This is a genomic window from Jiella sonneratiae, from assembly GCF_017353515.1.
In the GTDB taxonomy this organism is placed as follows: Bacteria; Pseudomonadota; Alphaproteobacteria; order Rhizobiales; family Rhizobiaceae; genus Jiella; species Jiella sonneratiae.
On sequence record NZ_JAFMPY010000002.1, the window covers coordinates 13,952 to 32,416 of the forward strand.

15 protein-coding genes are annotated in these 18,465 nt (G+C 70.5%); 6 read left to right on the plus strand and 9 right to left on the minus strand.

Annotation, left to right across the window (positions count from 1 at the left end; genetic code table 11):
- Positions 1–152 precede the first annotated feature (152 nt).
- The 5 genes from J1C47_RS02195 to J1C47_RS02215 are packed head-to-tail and all read left to right on the plus strand — an operon-like array spanning position 153 to position 6,252.
- The gene (locus tag J1C47_RS02195) at positions 153–1,304 is read left to right on the plus strand and encodes an ABC transporter ATP-binding protein (RefSeq protein WP_207349092.1); all 1,152 of its coding nucleotides are present in this window, start codon (positions 153–155) and stop codon (positions 1,302–1,304) included.
- Positions 1,301–2,884, plus strand: coding sequence for an FGGY-family carbohydrate kinase (locus J1C47_RS02200; protein WP_207349093.1), 1,584 nt, complete (start codon positions 1,301–1,303; stop codon positions 2,882–2,884). Before J1C47_RS02195 ends, J1C47_RS02200 begins: the two co-directional genes overlap by 4 nt.
- Positions 2,884–3,927: a 2-hydroxyacid dehydrogenase gene (locus J1C47_RS02205; RefSeq protein WP_207349094.1), complete on the plus strand. Its 1,044-nt coding sequence runs from the start codon at positions 2,884–2,886 to the stop codon at positions 3,925–3,927. Before J1C47_RS02200 ends, J1C47_RS02205 begins: the two co-directional genes overlap by 1 nt.
- A 53-nt stretch (positions 3,928–3,980) precedes the next feature.
- The gene (locus J1C47_RS02210; RefSeq protein WP_207349095.1) at positions 3,981–4,658 is read left to right on the plus strand and encodes a class II aldolase/adducin family protein; all 678 of its coding nucleotides are present in this window, start codon (positions 3,981–3,983) and stop codon (positions 4,656–4,658) included.
- A 19-nt stretch (positions 4,659–4,677) separates the two neighbouring features.
- Positions 4,678–6,252, plus strand: coding sequence for a glycerol-3-phosphate dehydrogenase (locus J1C47_RS02215; protein WP_207349096.1), 1,575 nt, complete (start codon positions 4,678–4,680; stop codon positions 6,250–6,252).
- A gap of 34 nt (positions 6,253–6,286) precedes the next feature.
- On the opposite strand, the gene J1C47_RS02220 is transcribed toward J1C47_RS02215, so the two are convergent.
- Genes J1C47_RS02220 through J1C47_RS02230 form a run of 3 tightly spaced genes read right to left on the minus strand, consistent with a single transcriptional unit; the run spans position 6,287 to position 9,491 of the window.
- Positions 6,287–7,138 carry a TIGR01459 family HAD-type hydrolase gene (locus J1C47_RS02220; RefSeq protein WP_207349097.1) on the minus strand — a complete coding sequence of 284 codons (852 nt, stop codon included), beginning with the start codon at positions 7,136–7,138 and terminating at the stop codon, positions 6,287–6,289.
- Positions 7,135–8,412, minus strand: coding sequence for an FGGY-family carbohydrate kinase (locus J1C47_RS02225; protein WP_342591916.1), 1,278 nt, complete (start codon positions 8,410–8,412; stop codon positions 7,135–7,137). The genes J1C47_RS02220 and J1C47_RS02225 overlap by 4 nt, the downstream gene beginning before the upstream one ends.
- A complete protein-coding gene (locus J1C47_RS02230) occupies positions 8,409–9,491 on the minus strand; it encodes a class II aldolase/adducin family protein (protein WP_207349099.1) in 1,083 nt (360 codons plus the stop codon). Before J1C47_RS02230 ends, J1C47_RS02225 begins: the two co-directional genes overlap by 4 nt.
- Positions 9,492–9,675: 184 nt before the next feature.
- On the opposite strand from J1C47_RS02230, the gene J1C47_RS02235 reads away from it, so the two are divergent.
- Positions 9,676–10,458 (plus strand): DeoR/GlpR family DNA-binding transcription regulator, encoded by a 783-nt coding sequence (locus J1C47_RS02235; RefSeq protein WP_207349109.1) that lies wholly within the window; start codon positions 9,676–9,678, stop codon positions 10,456–10,458.
- 40 nt (positions 10,459–10,498) lie between these two features.
- On the opposite strand, the gene J1C47_RS02240 is transcribed toward J1C47_RS02235, so the two are convergent.
- From J1C47_RS02240 to J1C47_RS02270, 6 genes are all read right to left on the minus strand, one after another.
- On the minus strand, positions 10,499–11,500 hold the full coding sequence (locus J1C47_RS02240; RefSeq protein ID WP_207349100.1) for a 4-hydroxyproline epimerase: 1,002 nt from the start codon (positions 11,498–11,500) through the stop codon (positions 10,499–10,501).
- A 93-nt stretch (positions 11,501–11,593) separates the two neighbouring features.
- The gene (locus J1C47_RS02245) at positions 11,594–12,874 is read right to left on the minus strand and encodes an NAD(P)/FAD-dependent oxidoreductase (protein WP_207349101.1); all 1,281 of its coding nucleotides are present in this window, start codon (positions 12,872–12,874) and stop codon (positions 11,594–11,596) included.
- A gap of 69 nt (positions 12,875–12,943) precedes the next feature.
- Complete coding sequence (locus J1C47_RS02250) at positions 12,944–13,912, minus strand: dihydrodipicolinate synthase family protein (RefSeq protein ID WP_207349102.1); 969 nt, start codon at positions 13,910–13,912, stop codon at positions 12,944–12,946.
- A gap of 149 nt (positions 13,913–14,061) precedes the next feature.
- Positions 14,062–15,069 carry an ABC transporter ATP-binding protein gene (locus J1C47_RS02255; protein WP_207349103.1) on the minus strand — a complete coding sequence of 336 codons (1,008 nt, stop codon included), beginning with the start codon at positions 15,067–15,069 and terminating at the stop codon, positions 14,062–14,064.
- Positions 15,066–17,300: a dipeptide/oligopeptide/nickel ABC transporter permease/ATP-binding protein gene (locus J1C47_RS23585; protein WP_245396317.1), complete on the minus strand. Its 2,235-nt coding sequence runs from the start codon at positions 17,298–17,300 to the stop codon at positions 15,066–15,068. Before J1C47_RS23585 ends, J1C47_RS02255 begins: the two co-directional genes overlap by 4 nt.
- Complete coding sequence (locus J1C47_RS02270; RefSeq protein ID WP_207349104.1) at positions 17,297–18,241, minus strand: ABC transporter permease; 945 nt, start codon at positions 18,239–18,241, stop codon at positions 17,297–17,299. The genes J1C47_RS23585 and J1C47_RS02270 overlap by 4 nt, the downstream gene beginning before the upstream one ends.
- Positions 18,242–18,465 lie beyond the last annotated feature (224 nt).

An 18,465-nucleotide genomic window follows, 5' to 3' on the forward strand; every position in this document is an offset into this window, starting at 1 on the left:
TCTCTTGCGCCTGAAATCTGGCTGGGCGCCGGCGCGAGATCGATCTCCCCCCTGGCGGGGGAGATGTCCGGCAGGGCAGAGGGGGGCAGGCTCGCGCGAACCGACGAACTTAGACCGTTCCAGTCGCCGTCCAGCGCCCGGAGGCACCCCCGATGACCGCCTCCGTCGTCCTCGACAGCGTCAACAAGATCTACGGTGCCAGGAACCCGAGGCCGATCTACGCCGTGCGCGATTTCTCGATCGAGATCGCGCCGGGCGAGATCGTCGCGCTGCTCGGCTCGTCGGGCTGCGGCAAGACCTCGACGCTGCGCATGATCGCCGGCTTCGAGGAGGTGACGAAGGGCGAGATCCGCATCGGCGATCGCCGGATCGACGCGCTGGCGCCGGCGCAGCGGCGGGTCGCCATGGCCTTCGAGGGCTATTCGCTCTATCCGCCGCTCACCCTTCGCGAGAACATCGCCTTCGCCCTCAAGGCCGAGAAGCTGGACAATGCCGAGACCGCCCGGCGCGTCGAGGAGATCGCCCGGCTCCTGGAGCTCGGGCCGTATCTCGACCGCTATCCTTCGACGGTGTCTGCCGGCCAGCAACAGCGCGCCAGCCTCGGCCGGGCGCTGGTGCGCAAGGCCGAACTCTATCTCCTCGACGAGCCGATGGGCCAGCTCGAGCCGCAACTGCGCGCCGTGCTGCGCGGCCGCCTGAAGCGATATCTGCGCGAACACGGGCTGACGGCGATCCTCGTCACCCACGACCAGACCGAGGCGAACGCGCTCGCCGATCGCATCGCCGTCATGGAGGGGGGCGTGCTGCAGCAGTTCGCCTCGCCGGCGGAGCTGAAGCGGGCGCCGGCCAATCTCTTCGTCGGCACCTTCATCGGCGAGCCGCCGATGAACGTCTACCGGGTGAAGCCGACGGTCGCGGACGGGCGGCTGTCGCTCTCCGCCGCAGGGGCGGAACTGTTCGGCTATGCGCCCGGCACGGTCAGCGACGCCGTGCTCGACCGCGTCAGGGGCCGCGAGGAGGTCATCGTCGGGGTGCGGCCGGCGGACGTCAGGGTCGGTGCGAGCGGCGCCCCGGCCGAGGTCGTCTCCAACCAGTGGATCGGCGACCAGACGCATCTGGAATCGACCTTTCCCGGCGGCGTGATCGTCGCGACCATTCAGGACCGCTTCCGGGCGAAGGCCGGCGAGCGCATCCATGTCGACGTGCCGGCCGACAGGCTGCACGTCTTTTCCTCCGAGGGAAGCGCACTGTCGCACGGCCGCGAGCTGGCCGCGCCGCGGCCTGCGGAAAGGGTGGCGGCATGAGCGGGGAGCCGATCCTGATCGGCATCGACGCCGGAACCTCGGTGATCAAGTCCGTCGCCTTCACGGCGGCGGGCGACCAGATCGCCAGCGCGGCGCGGCCGAACGTCTACCGGCAGGTGGAGGGCGGCGGCGTCGAACAGGAGATGGGCCGCACCTGGCTCGATACCGTGGCGACGCTGCGGGAACTCGTCGAGCGCCTCGGCGGCCGCGCCGCGGACATCGCCGCCGTCGCCATCACCGGCCAGGGCGACGGCACCTGGCTCGTCGACGCGGCGGGAGAACCGGTCGCGCCCGCCTGGCTGTGGCTCGACGCCCGCGGTTCGAAGGAGGCGCGGCGCTTTGCCGAGAGCGCCGCGCACGCCGCCCATTACGGCCACACCGGCACCGGCATCAACACCTGTCAGCAGAGCATCCAGCTCCTGGTGATGAAACGCGCCTTCCCGCAGCTCCTCGCCCGGGCCGAGACGGCGATGCACTGCAAGGACTGGCTGTATTTCCGCATGACCGGGATCAGGGCGACCGACGTCTCGGAAGCGCAGTTCACCTTCGGCGACTATCGCAGCAGGGCCTATGACGACGCGGTGATCGACGCTCTCGGACTTGCCGCCGAGCGCCGCCTGCTGCCGCCGATCGTCGACGGCCGCAAGGTCTCGCACCCGCTGCTGAAGGCGGTCGCGGAGGCGACGGGCCTTGCCGCCGGCGTTCCCGTCGTCCTCGGCTATGTCGACATCGTCGCGACGGCGCTCGGCGGCGGCCTCGTCGGGGAGGAGGCCGGTCTCGGCCTGTCGATCCTCGGCTCGACGGGTGTCCACATGCGCCTTGCCGCGGATGCCTCGCAGGTCGTCCCCAATCCGCAGCGCAGCGGCTACGTCATGCCGCTGCCTTCAGACACCGCGCTCACCCAGTTCCAGTCGAACATGGCAGCGACCCTCAACATCGACTGGATCGTCGGTCTCGCCGCGAGCGTCCTGAAGATCGAGGGGCTGGAGCGCGACCCGCGATCGCTGATCGCCCGCCTCGACGAGCGTGTCGCCCGGGCCGAGCCGCTCTCGGCGATCTACCATCCCTACATCTCCGAGGCGGGCGAGCGCGGCCCGTTCATGGATCCGCTGGCGCGGGCCCAGTTCACCGGCCTTCACAGCCGGGCGAATTTCGACGATCTGATGCGCGCCGTGTTCGAGGGCCTCGCCTTCGCCGCGCGCGACTGCTTCGAGGGGGCGGGCGGCCTGCCTGTGGAGTTGCGGGTGTCGGGCGGGGCGGCGCGTTCGAAGACCATGCGGGAAATTCTCGCCTCGGTGCTCGGCTGCCCGGTACGCAATGTCGAGCGCGAAGAGGCCGGGGCGGCGGGCGCCGCGATGATCGCGGCGCTGTCGCTCGGGCTCTACGACGGGATGGAGGCCTGCAGCGCGGTGTGGATCGAGGGCCGCCTGTCGCAGCAGGTGCTGCCGGATCAGGCGCTCGCGCCTTGCTATGACGAGGCTTTCGGCCTCTACCAGGACATCCGGCGCGCGCTGCCGCCCGTCTGGAACAGGCTGGCCGCCCTGCGGGCCGGTGTCGAGAGGAAAGGGGAGGCAGCCTGATGGCCCGGCGCATCGCGATCATCGGCGACAACTTCATGCTGCCGGAAATGTTCGCCGCGGCGATCGAGGCCGCCTGCGGCGACGCGACGCCGGAAATGCAGCGCCACACGCTGCCCTGGCCGGACGAGCCGATGGAACACGGCTACGCCGTCGCCGGCATGGACGGGCTCAAGGAGTATCAGGGCGGCGCCGACGAGACCGTCGCGATGGTCGGCGAGGCGGAAATCCTCGTCACGCATCTCGCGCCGCTGTCGCGTCAGATGTTCGAGCGGTTGCCGCTGCTGAAGTTCGTCGCCGTCTCGCGCGGCGGCCCGGTGAACGTCGACATGCGGGCGGCGCGCGAGCGCGGCGTCACCGTCGTCAACACGCCGGGGCGGAACGCCAGCGCTGTCGCGGAATTCGCCATCGGCGCGATCCTCGCCGAGACCCGCAACATCACCCGCGGCCATGATTCGCTGCGCGGCGGCGACTGGCGCGGCGATCTCTACCGCGCCGACACGACCGGCCGGGAGCTCTCCGAAATGACCGTCGGCGTCGTCGGCTACGGCCAGATCGGTACGCGCGTCGTCAGACTGCTGCGGGCCTTCGGCTGCCGCATCCTCGTCACCGACCCCTATGTCCAGCTGTCGCGCGACGACGCGGAGGCCGGCGTCGAGCACGTCGCGCTCGAGACCCTCCTGGCGCGGTCCGACGTCGTCACGCTGCACCCGCGCGTCACCGCCGAGACGACCGGCATGTTCGACGCCGCCGCCTTCGCCGCGATGAAGGAGGGCGCGAGCTTCGTCAACACGGCGCGCGGGCCGCTGGTCGATTACGAAGCGCTCGCCGACGCGCTGGAAAGCGGGCGCCTGCGCGGCGCGATGCTGGAGACCTTCGCCGTCGAGCCGGTGCCGGCCGACTGGCGCCTCCTTAAGATGGGGAACGTGACGCTGACGCCGCACATCGCCGGCGCGTCGCTGAAGACCGTCAAGATCGCCGCCGACCAGGCGGCGGAGGAGGTGCGCCGCTATCTCGCCGGCGAGCCGCCGGTCAATCCCTGCTGAACCGGCGCGCCAGGTGCCGGACGAGCCAGACGACGTTTCAAGGAGTGACGACAATGACGGGCAAGAGCGAGACCGCGCTGCGCAAGACGATCGTCGAGAAGGCGCGCTGGATGAATGCGAGCGGCCTCAACCAGGGCACCTCGGGCAACATATCGGCGCGCTGCGGCGACCGCATGCTGATCACCCCCTCGGCGACGCCCTACGATTCGATGACGCCGGAGATGATCGCCGCCATGCCGATCGAGGGAGACTACGGCGCCTGGGAGGGGCCTCTCAAACCCTCGACGGAATGGCGCTTCCACCTCGACATCATGAAGGGCCGGCCCGACGTCGGCGGCATCGTCCACACCCACTCGACCTACGCCACGGTGCTCGCCATCGCGCGCAAGCCGATCCCCGCCTGCCACTACATGATGGCGGCCTTCGGCGGCATGGAGATCCGCGTCGCCGACTACGCGACCTTCGGCACCAAGGAGCTTTCGGAAGCCGCGCTGCGGGCGCTGGAGGGCCGCACGGGCTGCCTTCTCGCCAATCACGGGATGATCGCCACCGGCGCCAGTCTCGACAAGGCGATGTGGCTGGCCGTCGAGCTCGAGACGATCGCCAAGCAGTATTATCACAGCCTCTTGATCGGCGGCCCGGTGCTGCTTTCCAAGGAAGCCATCGACGACACCGTGAAGTCCTTCGGCTCCTACGGTCTTCAGGACGGCGACCGGAAGAGTGCGGCCTGAGGGCGGGGCGCACCGGCAGATGCGCGATCTCGGGACGGTCGATCTCCTGGTCATCGGCGGCGGCGTCAACGGCGCGGGGATCGCGCGCGACGCCGCCGGCCGGGGGCTCTCCGTCGTCCTCTGCGAGGCGGCGGATCTCGCCGAAGGCACGAGTTCGCGCTCCGGCAAGCTCGTCCATGGCGGCCTGCGCTATCTCGAATATTACGAGTTCCGGCTGGTCCGCGAAGCGCTGAAGGAACGCGAGGTGCTGCTTCGCGCCGCGCCGCACATCATCTGGCCGATGCGCTTCGTGCTGCCGCATTCGCCCGAGCAGCGGCCGGCCTGGCTGGTCCGGCTCGGGCTGTTCCTCTACGATCATCTGGGCGGCCGGCAGAGGCTGCCCGGCACCCGCTCCCTCGACCTGCGCTCGGCGCCGGAAGGGCGGATCATCGCCGAGCGGTTCACCCGCGCCTTCGAATATTCCGACTGTTGGGTGGACGATTCCCGTCTCGTCGTCCTCAACGCCCTCGACGCCAGGGAGCGCGGCGCGACGATCCTGACGCGCACCGAGGCGGTGGCGGCGACGCGGGCCGGCGACGTCTGGCAGGTGACGCTCAGGGGACGCGGCGCGACGCCGGGCGCCGAGACCCGGGGCCCGGAAACCCGGGGCGCCGAGACCCGGGGTACCGAGACCAGGCTGACGGCGAGGGGCGTCGTCAACGCCGCCGGCCCCTGGGTCGACCGGGTGATCCGCAACGTGACGCGCAGCAATGCGGCGCGGCGCGTGCGGCTGGTGAAGGGCAGCCACATCGTCACGAAGAAGTTCTGGGACGGCCCCCAGGCCTATCTCTTCCAGAACACCGACCGCCGGGTAATCTTCGTCAATCCCTATCTGGACGATCTCGCGCTGATCGGCACGACGGACATTGCCTACGAGGGCGATGCCGGCGCGGTCGCCGTCGACGAGGCGGAGGTCGGCTACCTGCTCGATGCCGTCAACCGCTACGTCAAGACGCCGCTGCGGCCGGACGACGTGCTCCACCGCTTCGCCGGCGTGCGGCCGCTCCTCGAGGACGACGCGGACAATCCGTCGGCGGTCACCCGCGACTACGTCTTCGACATCGACGCGGTGGACGGCAGGGCGCCGCTGATGTCGGTCTTCGGCGGCAAGATCACCACCTTCCGCGAACTCGCCGAGCGCGGCCTCGATCGCCTCCGGCCCTATTATCCGGAGATGCGGCCGGCCTGGACCGCCGGCGTACCGCTGCCGGGGGGCGACATGCCGGGAGCCGATTTCGAGCGGTTCCTCTCGGGCTTCCGGTCCCGGCACCGAAGCCTCCCTGCGGATCTCGCGCGGCATTACGCCCGCCTCTACGGAACCCGGGCCGAGCGTCTCCTCGACGGAGCCGCCAGCGCCGCGGAACTCGGACGGCATTTCGGCGGGCTGCTCTACGAGCGCGAGGTCGCCTATCTGATGGACGAGGAATGGGCGCAGAGCGCCGCCGACGTCCTCGAACGGCGGACCAAGCACGGGCTGAGGCTCGATGCCGCGCAGCGCGCGGCACTTGAGGCCTGGATCGCGGCCCGCAGCGACGCCGGCATTGCGGCCGGGTGACGCCGAACGCTGCAACGCGCCGGGGCGGCCGGGCTCACCAGCGCAGCGCCGCGAGATGATGGTCGACCGAAAGCCGCGTTTTGGAAAGCCGCGCCGAAATCTCCGTCCCGGCGATGCCGTCGAGGATGCCGGTGTGCACCAGGGCCTTCGCCGCGCCGAAACCGGCCGCTCCCGCGATGTCGTGGTCGATGCTGTCGCCGATGCAGAGGATCCGCGACTTGGGAATCTCGGGGACGTATGCCTGCGCCATTTCGTAGATGTCGCGGTAGGGCTTGCCGACGAAGGTGACCTTGCCGCCGAAGGAGGCGTAGAGATCGGCGAGCGCGCCGGCGGCCGGGACGAGGCCGCTCGGCGTCAGCATCTGCCGGTCGGGATTGGTGCAGATGCAAGGGGCGCCGCGCGCGGCCGCCGGGCGCATCAGCGCCTCGTAGTCCGACATCGCGATCCGGTCCGCCTGGCTGCCGGCGATCACCACGACATCCGCCGTCTCGCCGCGGTCGGTGCGGCTGAAGCCCAGCCGGTCGGAGAGGTTGAAGTCGCCGGCGCTCGACAGCGTCAGGCAGGCGAGCGGGCGGCGGCGCGGCAGCGGGATGCGGCCGATTTCCAAAAGCGCGATCGCGACGTCGCCGGAGGTGACGCAGGCGAGATAGTCCTCGCGCGGGATGCCGAAGCGCGCGAGCCGGGCCTCGTTGAAGGCGGCCGGCCGCCCGGAATTGGTGATGAAGACCGTCGCCTTGCCTCGGGCGGCGAGGGCCGCGATCGCTTCCGGCGCGCCCGGATAGGGCTGCGTCCCGTCATGGACGACGCCGAACTGGTCGATGAAGAAGGCGTCGTAACGATCCGCGATCGGGGCGAGACCGTCGAGGATCGCGGAAGGGCCGTTCATGCGCCGATCTCCTGCGGCAGGGCGAGGCGCGCCGTTCCCGCCGCCGCCTCCACCGACCGGGCGGGAAGCAGCGGCACCTTCAGCTGCCCGGCGCGGATCGTCGCCCAGGCGGCATTGGCGGCGCCGCCGCCGACCGTGCGCACCGACCTCAGCGCCGGTGCGCCGAGCTCGGCCAGCCGGCGATAGCCGAGGGCCTCGATCGCCGCAATGCCTTCGAGAAGGCCCTGGAGGAATTGCGCGTCGTCCTCGGGTCGCGGCTCCAGCCGCGGCGCGAGCTGCGGGTCGTTCACGGGGAAGCGCTCGCCGGGTCGGGTGAGCGGATAATAATCGAGGCCGGTCGGCCGGTCCGGGGCAAGCTGCGGCGTCAGGCTCCGGATCGCCGCCTCGTCGAAGAACCGGGCGATCGCCGCGCCGCCGGCATTCGACGCGCCGCCGGCCAGCCAGACGTCGCCGATCCGGTGGCTGTAGATGCCGTAGCGCGGCGCGCTGACCGGGCGGTCGGTGAGGAGCTTCAGGACGAGGGTCGAGCCGAGCGCCGTGACGCCGTCGCCGGGCTCGGACGCGCCGGTGGCGAGGAACGAGGCGCAGCCGTCGGTCGTCCCGGCATAAAGGATCGCGTCGCCCGGAAGCCCCAATGTTTCGGCGAGGGGGCCGAGCCGCGCGACCGGCGTGCCGGGCCGCATCACCGGCGGCAGCAGCGAGACGTCCATGCCGGCCGCGCCGATCCAGTCCGGCCAGGCTTCGGCGACCGGGTCGTAGCCGGTCTTCAGCGCGTTGTTGGCATCGCTGACGCCGTCGATCCCCGCCAGTCTCGCGGCGATAAAGTCCGCCTGATGGAGGACGCGCCCGACACCGGGGCGGCGCTGCAGCACGATCGCCCGCGCCAGCGCCGAGCTGTGGCCGCGTGCGGTGCTGTCCCCGGGAGCCGCAGAGGCAATCGCCGAGAGGATCGACGCGTCGCTGCAGGGATCGTCGTACATGATCGCCGGACCGACCGGCGCTCCCGCCGCATCGAGCCCCAGCATGGTGCCGGAGGTGCCGTCCACCGCAACGCCGGTGACCGACGCGAGCCGTTCCGCCGCGAGCCCTTGCAGGCATGCCGAGACTGCCCGCCACCACGTCTCGGGATCCCGGCGGTCGGCGTCGGGGGGATAGCCGACGCCGTTCGCCGAGACGACCGTGCCGGCGGCATCGACCAGCGCCGCGCGCACGCCGGAGGTCCCGACGTCGATGCCGAGGGCGAGCGGCTGGCGCCGCGGCGGGCTGGTCGTCACGGTCGTTCTCCCGCTGCCGGCCGGTCGAGCGCCTGCCGGTATTTTTCCGCCTCCCAATTCGTGAGGGCGTGACATTCGGATGGCGTCAGGACGCGCAGCCCGTCCTCAGTGTCGAGGCGGCAGGTGACTTCCGCAAGGCAGCGCACCAGAGCCTCGCCGCCCGCCGTCAGGCTCACGTGCACGAGGCAGCCCGCGCCGGGAACGAGGACGAGCCGCGGCAGCGGGCGGCCCTTAGCTTCGTGGCGATGCACGAAGGCGGCGAGGCTCTCGCCCTCCCGCAGTTCGCCCGGCGCCTCGCCGAGAAAGATGACGTGGTCGGGATAGAGCGGTCCGGCGCGGGCGGCGGCGAGGGCGGTCGCGTCGAGCGCCGTGTCGTGGGATTCTGGGTCGGCCGGCAGCCTGTAGACCGTGCCCTCCGCAAGCCTTTGAAGCGCCGCGAGGTCGGCGGCGGGCGGCCGGCGCCGTTCGAGCCGAAGCGCTGCGACCACGCGTTCGAGCCGCGCCGCGGCTTCCTCGACGTCGGCGCCGGCGACGACGAGCCCGTGATTGCCGAGCACCACGACGTCCGGCCTGTCCGGCACCAGCCGCACCATTTCGCGCGCCAGCGGCACGCCGGGGCGGCAGTAGGGAACGAAGCCCAGCCGCTCGGCAAGTCCCGCCGTCCGCAGCCGCTGCCTCACGCGCGTCTCGAAATCCTTGCGAACCGCATGGGCGATGGTGTGGACGCAATGGATGTGGAGGACCACCCCTTGCGGCATGACGGCGTGGACGGCCGTCTCGATCGACGGGCGGAGGCCGCCGGGATTGTCTTCGTCGACGACGAAAGCCGTGGCTTTCTCGGCGCGCTCGTCGCCGTCCCGGAGCGCGGCGAGGAGCGGGTCGGTCCGCACCGGAACGAAGATCGCGCGGCTTTCTGCCTCCGCCAGCCAGGTCCCTGAGGCCTTGACCCACAGGATACCTTCCGCCTTCAGCGAGGTGTTGCCGCCGGCGCCCTGGGTCCGCTCGATGTCCGTGCCGAGCCGGCGGGACAACCGCGCCAAGGGTCCGAGAAAGGCCTGGTTCGTCGAGCGGCTCGGCATCGTCTTCTCCGGTCGTCGGCTTTTCCGGACATCCCGCGGCCCGGCACCCGGCCGTCTCGCCCGGTCGCATCATGCCATTCGCGATGAAAATGCGTCAATCATGAGGTTAACGAATCACCTTGTCGACATTTGACCCGTGAAATGATTTGATTTCGTCGTGAATGATGGTCGTTGGGGCAGGGTGATGGTCGAAAGCGAACGCCAGGAGCGGATCTGCGACGTCCTGCGCGAGCGATCCTTCGCGACGGTGCGCGATCTTCAGGCGATGTTTGGGGTCTCTCCGGCAACCATCCGCCGCGACATCGACAAGCTGAACGAGACCGGCGCGGCGCGGAAGGTGCATGGCGGCGTCTCTGCGGTGGAGACGGTGTCGCAGCGGCTCGCGGCGCGCTCCTACGACGAGAACCGCGACGTGGCGGTGGAGGCCAAGCGGGCGATCGCAAGGGCGGCGGAAGCGCTCGTCGAGGACGGCGACAGCATCATCGTCAATGCCGGCTCGACCTGTTTCGAATTCGGGATCCGCCTCGCCCAGCGAAGTCTCGGCGTCTACACGAACTCCATGCCGCTCGCCGCGGCGCTCGGCCGAAACGCCGTCTGCCAGCTCGTCGTCGCCGGCGGGACGCTCTACCGCGAGCCGGGCATCCTGCACGACGTCAATGCCGGTCCGCCGGCCTTCTTCGCGTCGAAATACTTCCTCGGCGCCCACGGCCTCGGGCCGGGCGGGGTGCTGGAGTCGCATCCGCTGCTGGTCAAGGCGATCGGCGAGCTCGCGAGCCGCGCGGACGAGATCGTCATCCTCGCCGACAGCCGCAAGTTTGCCCTTCGGCCGCGCTTCGCCGTCCTGCCGCTGGAGCGCGTCGGCACGCTCGTCACCGACGACGGACTTTCCGACCGGAACGCCCGGATGCTCGAGGACGAAGGGGTCGCGATCGTCGTCGCCGCGACCGCCAGAGCGGCGGGCCGGTAGCCGCCGCGCTTCCGCGTCTCAACGACGGCGATCCGCCCCCTCAGGCGACGACGAAGCCGTGGGCGAAGGGGTCTCGGTCGTCGATGAAGATGGTGTTGATGCCGGTCTGGCGGGCCCAGCCGGCGACGGAGGGAACGATCGCCGGACGACTTCCGACCGTCGTCGCGGCCTCGACGCGGCCCTTGAACAGCGAGCCGATGATCGATTCGTGCACGAAGTCGTCGCCGACCGACAGGCGCCCCTTGGCGGCGAGCTGCGCCATCCGCGCCGAGGTGCCGGTGCCGCAGGGGCTGCGGTCGATCGCCTTGTCGCCGTAGAACACCGCGTTGCGGCCATGGGCCGCCGGGTCGCGTGGGGCGCCGGTCCACAGGATATGGGAAAGCCCGCGGATCTCGGGATGCTCGGGATGGACGAAGTCGTATTTCGCGTTCAGCGCCGCCCGTAATTTCGGGGAGAGGCCGACGAGCGCGCCGGCGGTGAAATCCGCGATGTCGCGAAACGCCTTCTGCGGCTCGACGATGGCGTAGAAATTGCCCCCATAGGCGACGTCGACGACGATTTCGCCGAGACCGTCGACCTCGGCGGTCAGGCCTTCGGAATGCAGGAAGCCGGGAACGTTGGTCAGCCGCACCTCCTCGACGAAGCGCCCTTCCTGGCGATAGGCGACGTCCACCCTGCCGGCCGGCGCGTCGATCGACAGGCGGCCGGGCTCGCGGGGCGAGACGAGGCCGTTTTCGATGGCCATGGTGACGGTGCCGATGGTGCCGTGGCCGCACATCGGCAGGCAGCCCGAGGTCTCGATGAACAGCACCGCCACGTCGCAGTCGGTCCGGGTCGGCGGATAGAGGATCGACCCCGACATCATGTCGTGGCCGCGCGGCTCGAACATCAGGCCGGTCCTGATCCAGTCGAATTCGCGCAGGAAATGCCCGCGCCGTTCCAGCATGGTCGCGCCTTCGAGCCGCGGGGCGCCGCCCATGACGAGGCGCACCGGATTGCCGCAGGTGTGGCCGTCGAGGCAGGAGAAGATGTGGCTGGCCATGGCGGTTTCCGGAAAGTCGGCTGCCGCTCGCGGCGCGCCCTTCGGGTTTGGGGGAGTGTCGGGCTTTGCGGGCGCGCCCGCCTGCCCGCGACGTCAGGCGATCATGCGCCGGAAACGGCCGGGCGAGAAGGGCGCCAGCGCGATCGGCGGATCGCGGCCGGTGAGGAGATCGGCGACGAGCCGGGCGGTGCCGACGGACTGGGTCAGGCCGAGATGGCCGTGGCCGAAGGCGTGGACGATCTGCCGGCTCGCCCGCGACGGGCCGATGGCGGGCAGGGAGTCCGGCAGCGACGGGCGAAACCCCATCCATTGCCGGCCGTCCCGCGGATCGAGGCCGGGGAGGAACGCAGTCGCCTTCTTCAGCATCGCCTCCGCGCGGCGGAAGTTCGGCGGCCGGTCGAGCCCGGCGAGTTCGACCGCCCCGCCGACGCGGATGCCGCTCGAAAGCCGCGAGACGACGAAGCCGTGGCCGCCGAAGGTGATCTGGACCTTCAGGTCGAAGGCGCCCGGCGGCAGCGTCGTGTTGTAGCCGCGCTCGGTTTCGAGCGGAATCCGCTCGCCGAGGCTGCGGGCGATGCGATGCGAGAACGCGCCGGCCGCGAGGACGACGTGCCGCGCCTGCCGGCTGCCGCCGTCGCTGACGATCTCGACGCCGGTCTCGGTCGGCCGCAGCGCCCGCACCTCGTCCCGCTCGATCCGCCCGCCGAGGGCGCGAAGCCGTTCCGCGAGGGCGAGGACGTAGTCCCTGGGATCGGCGATCGAATACCAGCCCGGCATGAAGGAGCCGTGGGTGAAGCGCGGCGAGAGCCCCGGCTGGAGCTCGGCCATCTCGCCGGCGGAAAGGTGCCGGAAGTCGATGCCGTGCTCGGCCCGTGCCCGCCAGCCGGGCAGCGCGGCGCAAAACTCCGCCTCGCTTTCGTAGACTTCCAGGCAGCCGTCCTTGCGCAGCATGGCGAGCGTGCCGGTCTCGCCGAGAAAGGCTTCGAGCTCGGCTCGCGAAAGGTCGTTCAGCGCTGTCTGGGCGGCAGTCGCCGCCGCGAAGCGCGCCGGCGACGAGGCGCGCCAGAAGCGCAGCATCCACGGTGCGATCCTGTGGGCATAGGCCGGCGGAATGCTGAGCGGCCCGAGCGGATCGGCGAGCCATTTCGGCGCCTTGCGCATGATACCGGGGGAGGCGAGCGGCAGGATCTCGGTGAAGGCGAAGCCGCCGGCATTGCCGGCCGATGCGCCGGCCGCCGGGCCCTCCCGGTCGAGAACCGTCACCGAAAGGCCGCGGAACGTCGCCATCAGGGCGGCCGACAGGCCGATGACGCCTGCGCCGACGACGATGACGTCCGGGACGGACGCGGGCGGCGAGGAACGGTTTTCCGTCATGTCCGGCGGGGCACGGTCAGGAGAGGGCGGATCGTCGGGGGCGGCAGCGGTTCGGCGGGTCGCCGGACCTTACGCCGCGGCCTTCTTGGCGGCGCGGGGCAGCTCGGTGCGGCTCCATTCGGCGTACCAGGCGTCGAACAGCTTCAGCTGCGCCTCGGCGAAGCCGCGCTGGCTCTCCGACAGCGCGTCGGTCTCGTTGAAATTGAGGCGATAGGCCTCGTGTCCGCGCAGCACCATCATGTGCTTGAAGTAGAGGACCAGATCCGGCCCCTCGTCGAAGGAAGAGAGCACCGCCAGCGCCTCGTCGAGCTCCTTCGCCCGGCGGCGGGCGACCACGTCGCCGCTCGCGGCGGCCCGCGAGAGCTCGCACAGCGCGACGACCTCGCGCGGCAGGACGTTGCCGATGCCGGTGATCGCCCCGGTCGCCCCGCAATTGACGAAGCCGTGGTAGACCGCCGTGTCGACGCCGACCATCAGCGAGACGTCGTCGTCGCGGCTGGTGATGTTTTCGGCGGCGTATCTGAGATCCGCCGGGCCGCCGAACTCCTTGAAGCCGACGAGATTGGCATGTCTGGCGCGCAGCTCGAAAAACAGCTCGGCGCGGGTCGCGAAGCCGTAATAGGGGCTGTTGTAGATGACCGCCGGAAGCTCAGGCGCGGCCGAGAGGATCGCCTCGAAATGGGCCTTCTGGGCGGCGGCCGACGGCCCGCGCGACAAGACCCGCGGAATGACCATCAGACCCTTCGCGCCGACCTTTGCGGCGTGCGCCGCATGGGCGACGGACGAGGCGGTGTTGACCGCGCCGGTGCCGACGACGACCGGGATGCCGGCCCCTGTCAGCCGGGCGACGCCTTCCATGCGCTCGGCATCGGTGAGGAGCGGCCAGTCCCCCATCGAGCCGCAATAGACCACCGCCGACATGCCGGCCGACATCAGATCCTCGGCGGTCGAAACGAGGGCGTCGAAATCCGGCGAGCGGTCGGGACGGCAGGGGGTCATCAGCGCCGGGATCACGCCGGAGAAGATCGTGGCCTTCATCGAGATGTCTCCTCTGTCGCCGCCGTGATCGAGCTTGATGCTGCCCGGGCCAGACGCTGGGGTCGCCGGCCCGCCCTCGTCGAGCGAGACCCGTCCCACCTGCGTACGACAGCCGCAGGCCGCGGTAAAGGCGCCGCCGCGGCGGCGGCTCAGCCCGGCTCGTGCGGCTGCGACGTCGGCGCCGAAAGCGGCAGCGGATGCAGACAGGCGGCGCGATGCCCCTTGCCGCGGTCCTTGGCTTCGAGCGGCGGCATCGCGGCGCGGCAGTCGGCCTCGACCCGTGGGCAGCGGGGCGCGAAAGGACAGCCGGGCGGCGGGTCGTATGGGTCGGGCAGTTCGCCCGAGTCGCCCTTTGCGGCGGCGCGCCTGCGGTTCGGCACCGGGGCGGAGCGGATGAGGAGGTCCGTATAGGGGTGCAGCGGTGCACGGAAGAGCTGGCGCGCCGGCGCTTCCTCGACGATCTCGCCGAAATACATCACCGCCACCCGCGTCGCGACGCTCTCGACCACCGCGAGGTCGTGGCTGATGAACACGTAGGTCAGGCCGCGTTCCTGCTTCAGCCGGTCGAGCAGGTTCAGAACCTGCGCCTGCACCGAGACGTCGAGGGCCGAGACCGGCTCGTCGAGGACGACGACGTCGGGTTCGGCCGCGAGTGCCCGGGCGATGCCGATCCGCTGGGCCTGGCCGCCGGAAAATTCGTGCGGATAGCGTTCGAGGAATTCGGGACGGAGATTCACCGCCTCGATCAGCTTTTCGAGTCGCGCCAGTCGCTCCTTCCCGCCGAGACCGAGGAGATGGCGCATCGGCGCTTCGAGAATGGCGCGGATGGTCTGGCGCGGATTGAGCGAGGAAACCGGATCCTGGAAGACGTACTGCACGCGGCGTGCCAGCGCCTTGGTGCCCGATGCCGACAGGTCTTCGCCGTCGAGGCGGATCGCGCCGCGTGTCGGCCTGTCGAGCCCGACCAGCATTCGGGCGAGGGTGGACTTGCCGCAGCCGGATTCGCCGACGATGCCGAGGGTCTCGCCCATTCTGAGATCGAGCGAGACGCCGCGCACGGCGGTCAGTTCCGGCTTCTTCGTGCCGAAGATCGTGCGGCCGCCGCCGAAGGTCCGGGCGAGGTCGCGGATTTCCATGACGTTCGACGGCGCGGTCATGGCCGCGCCTCCCGGGGATCGGCCTCGCCGGAAAGCGCTTCCCCCGGGCCGAGCGGATAAAGGCAGCGGGCTTCGAGGCTGCCGCGCTTCGGTTCCAGTTCGATCTCACCCTCCCGGCAATCCGGCCGGACCCGGGGGCAGCGATCGGCGAATGCGCAGCCGGGCGGCAGCCGGTTCACCGCCGGCGGGCGGCCGGGCACCGCGTCGAGCCGCCGCTCCGGCTCGCCCATCACCGGGACGCAGTCGATCAGCATGCGGGTATAGGGATGCGCCGGCCGGGCGAGGATCTCGGCCGTCTTGCCGGTCTCGACGATGCGGCCGGCATACATCACTGCCACCTTGTCGGCGATTTCGGAGACGACGCCGAAGTCGTGGGTGATGAAGAGGACCGCGGTCCGGCGCTCGCGCCGAAGCTCGTCGAGCAGCCGCAGCACCTCGGCCTGTACGGTCACGTCGAGGGCCGTCGTCGGCTCGTCGGCGATGATCAGGTCCGGATCGTTGGCGAGCGCGATGGCGATCGAGACGCGCTGGCGAAGGCCGCCGGAGAGTTCGTGCGGCAGGGCCTTCATGCGCCGCGCAGCGTTGGGGATGCGGACGAGATCGAGGAGGTCGCGGGCCTTTTCCGCCGCCGCCTTTCTGCCGAGCGGCTGGTGCGCGCGGATCGCCTCGACGACCTGGTCGCCGACGGCAAACAGCGGGTGAAGCGTCGCCAGCGGATCCTGGAAGACGTGGCTGACGGCGCCGCCGCGCAATGCGCGGATGCGCCCGTCCGGCGCGTCGGCGAGGTCTTCGCCCTTGAAGCCGATGCGCCCGCCGGCAATGACCCCCGGCGGCGAGGGAACGAGGCCCATCAGGCTCATCGCCGTCACCGACTTGCCGGAGCCGGACTCGCCGACGAGGCCGAGGCATTCGCCGGGCCGGATCGTCAGATCGACGCCGTTCGAGGCGTGATAGACCGACCGGCCGATGCGGAATTCGGTTTCGAGGCCGCGGACGGCGAGGACGGGGGATACGCTTTTGTCGTCCGGGTTGGTGCCTTGACCCCCCCCTCTGCCCTGCCGGACTCCCGGGCGAGCCACGGGTCTCGCCCGTCCTTCGGACCCCCCACAAGGGGGGAGATCAGCTGCTGCCGACGTCTCCGTTTTATCGATCTCACCCCTTGTGGGGGAGATGCCGGCAGGCAGAGGGGGGTGGCGGTTGCCGCTATCGTCGGCAGGCAGAGGGGAGTGATGGCTGCTGCCACCTTCGAGAGGTTGAGGCTCCTCTCCAATATCCTCCCCCGGCATCCTCCGTCCCTTCGCCACCTTCGTGCGGAATGCCGGCCGCGCCAGCGCGCCCGACCTGAGCCGCGGGTCGAGGGCGTCGCGGATGCCGTCGCCGATCAGGTTGATGCTCATGACGATCAGGAAGATCATCAGCCCCGGCACCAGCGAGATGGTCGGCGCGGTGAACATCACCTTGCGTCCGTCGCCGAGCATCGAGCCGAGATCGGCCTGGGGCGGCTGGGCGCCGAGGCCGAGGAAGGAGAGCCCCGCCGTTTCGAGGATCATCCAGCCGACGGTGGTCGACAGCGTGATGACGATGGTCGGCAGGACGTTGGGCAGGATGTCCGACCCAAGGATCGTCAGCGGCCCCTTGCCGGAGAGCCGGGCGGCGTCGACGAATTCCCGCCTTGCGAGGCCGACGGTGATGCCGCGGATGTTGCGGGCGAAGAACGGCACGTTGACGATGGCGATGGCATAGAGCGCGTTGATCAGCCCCGGCCCGAGGATGGCGACGATGGCGAGCGCCAGCAGGATGTAGGGAAAGGCCATCATCAGATCGATCAGCCGCATCAGGATCTGGTCGGTCCGGCCCCCTGCGTAGCCGGCGACGAGGCCGATGGCCGAGCCGAAGAGGGCGGCGATCAGCGAGGCGGAAAAGCCGACGAGGAGGGAGACGCGCGTCCCCCAGACGAGGCGGGAGAGGATGTCGCGGCCGAGGGCGTCGGTGCCGAAGAGATGGCCGGGCGTCAAAAGCGGGGCAAGGCGGTTCGCAGGGTCGGTGGCGTTCGGGTCGGCGAGCGGCAGGATGGGTGCGGCCAGCGCGGCGAGGACGATGAGGCCAAGGACGACGAGCCCCGCCGCGGCGAGGCGGTTGTTGAGGATCAGCGCGAAGGTCGAGGGCCGCTCGCGGCGCTCTTTACCCGACGTTTGGGCGGCTGTGTCGGAGGTGGTCGCGGCGGCCGTCATTTCAGCCTCGGATCGAGCAGCGTCTGGCAGACGTCGGCGAGAAGGTTGAAGAGCACGTAGGAGGCCGCGACGACGAGGACGCCGCCCTGGACGAGCAGGATGTCGCGCTGGGAGATGGCGTTGACCAGCATCGCGCCGATCCCCGGCCACTGGAACACCGTCTCGACATAGACCGCGCCGCCGAGGACGAATCCGGCCTGGATGCCGATCACCGGAATCACCGAGACCAGCGCCGCCATGAAGGCGTGGCGATAGATCACCCGGCGCTCGGTCAGGCCCTTGGCCCTTGCGGTGCGGATGTAGTCCTGGCGCAGCACCTCCAGCATCGCCGTGCGGGTGAGGCGCGCAATGACGCCGGTGGCGACGAGGGCCAGCGTGATCGCCGGCAGGACGAGATGATGCAGGATGTCGAGCGGCCCGCCGCCGCCGTAGATCGCCACCATGCCGCTTGCCGGGAAGAGCTTGATCTTCACCGCGAAGAACAGGATGAGCAGGAGCCCCAGCCAGAAGGACGGCACCGAAATGCCGACGAGGACGGCCAGCGTGATCGCCTTGTCGGCGAGGCCGAACTGGCGCACCGCCGAGACGATGCCGGCGAAAAGGCCGAAGAACGTGGCGAGGACCAGCGAGGCCCCGGCGAGCAGCAGGGTCGCCGAGAAGCGCTCCATGACGATGTCGATCACCGGCCGGTTGAGCGCGTAGGAGCGGCCGAAATCGCCGGTGAGGACGCCGGAGATCCAGGCGAGATACTGTTGCGGCAGGCTCTTGTCCAAGCCGAGCGCGGCGTTGAGCTTCGCGACGTTCTCCGGCGTCGCGTAGGAGCCGAGGATCGCGGTCGCCGGATCGCCGGGAATGAGGGCGATCATCAGGAAGACGATGATCGAGAGGCCGAACAGGACGGGGATGGCGGCTGCGAGGCGTTTGGAGATGGTGGCGGTCATGGATGGGGCCGCCGGGTGGCTTTCGTCGTGACGGCGACCCCGGCGCAGGCGTCACCCCCAGCCGCGGCGTCATCCTCGGGCTTGTCCCGAGGATCTACTGAGCTCGTCGCCGCAAAATCGTCGGCGGACGGGCGATCGCCGGCACCGCTTCTGTCGCCGAGGTGGCAGTCGAGGCGCGGGCCCCGCCCGCGGGTGGCGCCGCCGCGGTGGGGGGGGGGGGGGCG